9 protein-coding genes are annotated in these 4,327 nt (G+C 36.7%); all 9 read left to right on the forward strand.

Going from position 1 to position 4,327, the window contains the following annotated elements; all coding sequences use genetic code 11:
- Positions 1–3: 3 nt before the first annotated feature.
- Entirely contained in the window at positions 4–96 is a 93-nt protein-coding gene (locus tag AC220I_RS18805; protein ID WP_486725409.1) for a helix-turn-helix domain-containing protein, read from the forward strand.
- Between the two features lie 285 nt (positions 97–381).
- Positions 382–861 carry a Na+/H+ antiporter subunit E gene (locus AC220I_RS18810; protein ID WP_486725401.1) on the forward strand — a complete coding sequence of 160 codons (480 nt, stop codon included), beginning with the start codon at positions 382–384 and terminating at the stop codon, positions 859–861.
- Entirely contained in the window at positions 854–1,120 is a 267-nt protein-coding gene (locus tag AC220I_RS18815; RefSeq protein ID WP_486725402.1) for an MrpF/PhaF family protein, read from the forward strand. Before AC220I_RS18810 ends, AC220I_RS18815 begins: the two co-directional genes overlap by 8 nt.
- On the forward strand, positions 1,113–1,391 hold the full coding sequence (gene mnhG / locus AC220I_RS18820; protein ID WP_486725403.1) for a monovalent cation/H(+) antiporter subunit G: 279 nt from the start codon (positions 1,113–1,115) through the stop codon (positions 1,389–1,391). The genes AC220I_RS18815 and mnhG overlap by 8 nt, the downstream gene beginning before the upstream one ends.
- Before the next feature lie 38 nt (positions 1,392–1,429).
- On the forward strand, positions 1,430–1,636 hold the full coding sequence (locus AC220I_RS18825) for a hydrogenase subunit MbhD domain-containing protein (protein ID WP_486725404.1): 207 nt from the start codon (positions 1,430–1,432) through the stop codon (positions 1,634–1,636).
- Positions 1,633–1,920, forward strand: coding sequence for a hydrogen gas-evolving membrane-bound hydrogenase subunit E (gene mbhE, locus AC220I_RS18830; protein ID WP_486725405.1), 288 nt, complete (start codon positions 1,633–1,635; stop codon positions 1,918–1,920). Before AC220I_RS18825 ends, mbhE begins: the two co-directional genes overlap by 4 nt.
- Entirely contained in the window at positions 1,910–2,347 is a 438-nt protein-coding gene (locus AC220I_RS18835) for an MnhB domain-containing protein (RefSeq protein WP_486725406.1), read from the forward strand. Before mbhE ends, AC220I_RS18835 begins: the two co-directional genes overlap by 11 nt.
- Complete coding sequence (locus tag AC220I_RS18840) at positions 2,328–2,690, forward strand: sodium:proton antiporter (protein ID WP_486725407.1); 363 nt, start codon at positions 2,328–2,330, stop codon at positions 2,688–2,690. The genes AC220I_RS18835 and AC220I_RS18840 overlap by 20 nt, the downstream gene beginning before the upstream one ends.
- Positions 2,691–2,694: 4 nt before the next feature.
- Positions 2,695–4,173 (forward strand): complex I subunit 5 family protein, encoded by a 1,479-nt coding sequence (locus tag AC220I_RS18845; protein WP_486725408.1) that lies wholly within the window; start codon positions 2,695–2,697, stop codon positions 4,171–4,173.
- Positions 4,174–4,327: the final 154 nt, after the last annotated feature.

The following is a 4,327-nucleotide window of genomic DNA, read 5'->3' on the forward strand; positions in this document are numbered from 1 at the left end:
AAAGTGTCTGACAACAATTTGGCACAAGCGGCGAAAATGCTTGAGATTGGTAGGTCAACGCTTTATCGAAAACTTGAAAAGTACATGATATTATAATAAAAATGCACCATTATGAGACATGTGTTTCATAATGGTGCATTTATTTTTGCCAAAAACTCTAAAAGTGTACCGATATGATACATATACCAGAAATTGAATCTATTTAGATGCCCAAAATGACTAAAAAACAAATAACGTTTCGTGTTACTAAAATTTATTTTTTTAAATAACCGCTAGTGATTCCAATGGATTTAGCAAGTTGAATTTTAAAAAGTCACAATAAACATGTATTATGGCATCTTAATTGCGTAGTATAAAGTGTGATCTTTGTGGAGGTGCCATGTGAAAAGTAAAGTCTTAAAAGTTGTCATACTAACATTGTTTTTTGTGGTTCTGACTGAGCGTATAACAATTCAAAATGTGATTGTCGCATTTCTTATAGCAAGTTTAATTTCAAAATTAATGGTTTCAAATACTGTGATTCATCACTATTTGAAGATGAAGACCCTTATGAAATGGGGCGTTTATGGCTTTGTATTATTTTATGAAGTGATTAAGGCCAATATTCAGGTTGCCTTGATTACACTTTCAAGACATATGGATATTGAGCCAATGGTCGTGACTTATGAAAGTAAATTAACCGATGAGTGGCTTTTGACCATATTGGCAAATTCAATTACTTTAACACCCGGAACCATGACTGTAGATATTGAGGGCAATCAATTGCAGATTCATTGCTTGAATAAGATGTATTCAGACAGTCTTGCCGATATGCAGCTTGAAAAAATGCTCTATGAGATAGAGAGGGATATAAATGGATAAATTTTATTTGTTTACAGTGATTTTTCTTGGTATAACAATAGGTCTTTGTATGTATCGTGTTGTAAAGGGTCCTACAAAAGGAGACCGTATCATTGGTATTAATATTATTGCGACAAAGACAATCGTCATCATAGCGACCATCTCATTTCTAATGAAGGAAACCTATTTTATAGATGTGGTTTTGGTATATGTACTTATTGCTTTTATAGGGTCTTATGCGGTGGCAAGAGAGATTGGAGGCGGTAGCGAAAATGATTAATATTTTATCTATCATGCTCATGAGTCTTGGACTGTTTTTCTTTTTAGTGGGCACACTAGGTGTTTTAAGATTCCCAGATGCGCTTACAAGAGCCCACGGTGCAGCAAAATGTGACACGCTAGGTGCTGTTCTCTGTATCAGCGGATTAATATTACAGTCAGGTTTTAGTTTTACGACCTTGAAACTTATCGTGGTAATCGGTTTCTTGTGGACGACAAATCCAACAGCGACGCATATGATTGCCAAAGCGATCTATAGAAGAAAGGATTAGAAGCGATGGACTTATTTAATATTATCGTACTTATAATTATGATTGTCGGATCAGTAGCTGCAGCCGCTTCTAAGAACTTATTGGGTTCAGTCATTATCTTTATGGTCTACTCTTTGATGATGGCAATCATATGGCAGAGAATGAATGCCCCCGATCTCGCCATTACTGAAGCTGCAGTGGGTGCGGGCATAACGTCAATTCTGTTTATTATTGCACTGAGAAAGACGAAGGTGATAAAAAAATGAGAACGGCATTTGCAACCATCTTAACTTTATTTTTTATCGGTTTTTTACTTCTTGCAGCTATGGATATGCCAAGTGTCGGCGTTCAAGATATCCCAATTCACAATGAAGTGATGCACAAATACATTGATGACGCCATAAAAGACACCGGTGCCATCAACATCGTAGCAGCAATGATTTTAGACTATAGAGCATTTGACACATTTGTTGAAGCTTCCGTTATTTTTACAGCACTTATATGCATTATGATCGTACTCAAAAAGGGAGGTACAAATTATGAGAAGTAGCATTATAAAAAATATTACCAATTTGATGTTGCCGTTTATTCAGATTTTTGGTTTATATGTGGTTTTATTTGGACACTTATCACCAGGTGGTGGTTTTGCAGGCGGAAGTATCATTGGGGCAAGTCTCATTCTGTTTAGATTCGTGAATGGAAGTGATGTGACAGACCACAAGTTTAAATATCAGTATTTGTTGCGTATGGCCTGTTCAGCACTTATTCTATATGGCCTTATGAAGGGCTATGTTTTTGTTTCAGCATTTCTTGGTCTTCATGATGTAGTGGGAACCGGTATACCGGGAACCTTGCTCAGCGGTGGTTTTATTATGCCACTTAACATTTTAGTTGGGCTAGTAGTGGCAATCACTTTTTACTTTATTGCAGTATTATTTGAAGAAGGTGAACTTGAACATGCAGACATTGCAGAATAATTACATGATTGTTGGAGCGATCTTCCTCTTTGGGATTGGCTTTATGATTTTGTTACTAAACAACAATCTCATTAAGAAAATTATTGGCATGAATATAATGGATACTTCTATCTTCCTTTTGTTTGTAAGCCTAGGTTATATAAAAGGGAAAGAAGCACCCATAATCGTAGATGGTGTAATCCATAAGACAGGTTATGTCAACCCAATTCCAACGGGATTAATGCTTACTGGGATTGTTGTTGCCGTTAGTGTAACAGCATTTATGTTAGCCCTTACCATTAAACTTTATGAAAAATACGGTACCATAGAACTCGACGAAATTCAAAATTTAAGAGGTGATTAATCGCATGCAAAACACAATTAAACTGGTTCCCTTGGCGTCTGTAATGATACTAATGCTCACCGCTTTTGTCATACCACTCTTTAAAAATAAAAAACGTGTTTATCAGTTAGCGCTCGCTATGATGACATTTGTAATGGGTATTAATCTTGTCAATGTCATGTACATTGCAAAAAATGGTGGCTATCTCTTTGATGTGGGCCATTTTCCCGCACCGTTTGGCATCGTGCTTAGAATTGGTGAGGTGGAAAGTGCCATAGGCTTCTTATTTTGCTTTATCAATTTGATGGTACTTTGGTACTCATATTTTAGTCTTGAAAAGGAAATTAAAACCAATAGGATTGGGTTTTTTCATACCTTAAACCTTTTGCTCTTGGCTTCTCTACTTGGAATTGTCTTCACATATGACATTTTTAATGGTTTTGTTTTTCTAGAAGTAAGCACCCTTGCAGCATGTGGTATTATCGTCGTCAAGGACAAGAAAGCCAACATAAAAGCGGCAATTAAGTATCTCATTCTAAGCTCTCTGGGCTCGGGTCTCGTACTCATGGGCATTGCTTTTGTCTATTCGATATCAGGACATTTGAGCATGAGCCATATCCATGAAGCACTTGTTGCCAATGCAGATGGAAAACATAATTTAATCCTCATAAGTTTGATCTTATTCACAGTTGGTCTTGGCATTAAGGGTGCCATGTTTCCACTTCACATTTGGCTACCAGACGCCCATTCCTCTGCACCAAGTCCGTCAAGTGCGATATTATCTGCGCTTGTCATTAAGGCACCCATCATATTTTTGATTAAAATTTACTATTTAGTCTATGGTAATCAAATTATGGAGACCACAGTCGTACTTGATCTTGTACTCTTCCTAGGTGTTATGGGGATGATATTCGGTTCTCTATTTGCCAGATCTCAGAAAGAGTTAAAAAGAATGATTGCTTATTCGAGTGTGGCTCAAATGGGCTATATTTTCTTTGGAATCGGTCTTGGCAACAAGCTCGGCCTAATAATGGCTGTTTATCACATTATCGCCCATGCCATTACCAAATCGTGTTTATTCCTCTCAGCAGGTTCTTTCATAGAACAGACTGGCTATAAGACAATAGATGAGTTCAAGGGCATAGGCAAAGAAATGCCTGTAACACTAGGTATATTTACCATTAGTTCCCTTTCCATGATCGGTATTCCCATCTTCCCAGGCTTTATCAGTAAATGGAACCTTGCAATGGCCTCTATTGAGTCTGGAAAATATTTGCTTTTGATCGTTTTAATTGTCAGCAGTTTATTAAATGCGGTTTATTACTTCCCAATTATCATCAATGGATATTTTGGAGAAGACAATTTGGATGGTAAAACCTTTAAATCCAAGAGTAAGCCAGTTAAAACGCTTTTACCTTTAATCGTCTTATCAGTTATTATGATACTTGCAGGTCTTTTCTCAGGTTCAATTATTGATTTCTTAGGAAAAGGCATCTATATTTAGACACTCATTAAATTTTTATACGATTACGATACGGAGAACCTATGGACAACATAATGATGCTACTACCGCTGGTCGTGCCAATTGTAGGCACAATCCTCATTGCAAACAAGAATATTGTGAAAGATAATGCTGTGACAAAATTTGTTGCCACTAT

Source organism: Fusibacter sp. (assembly GCF_057447755.1).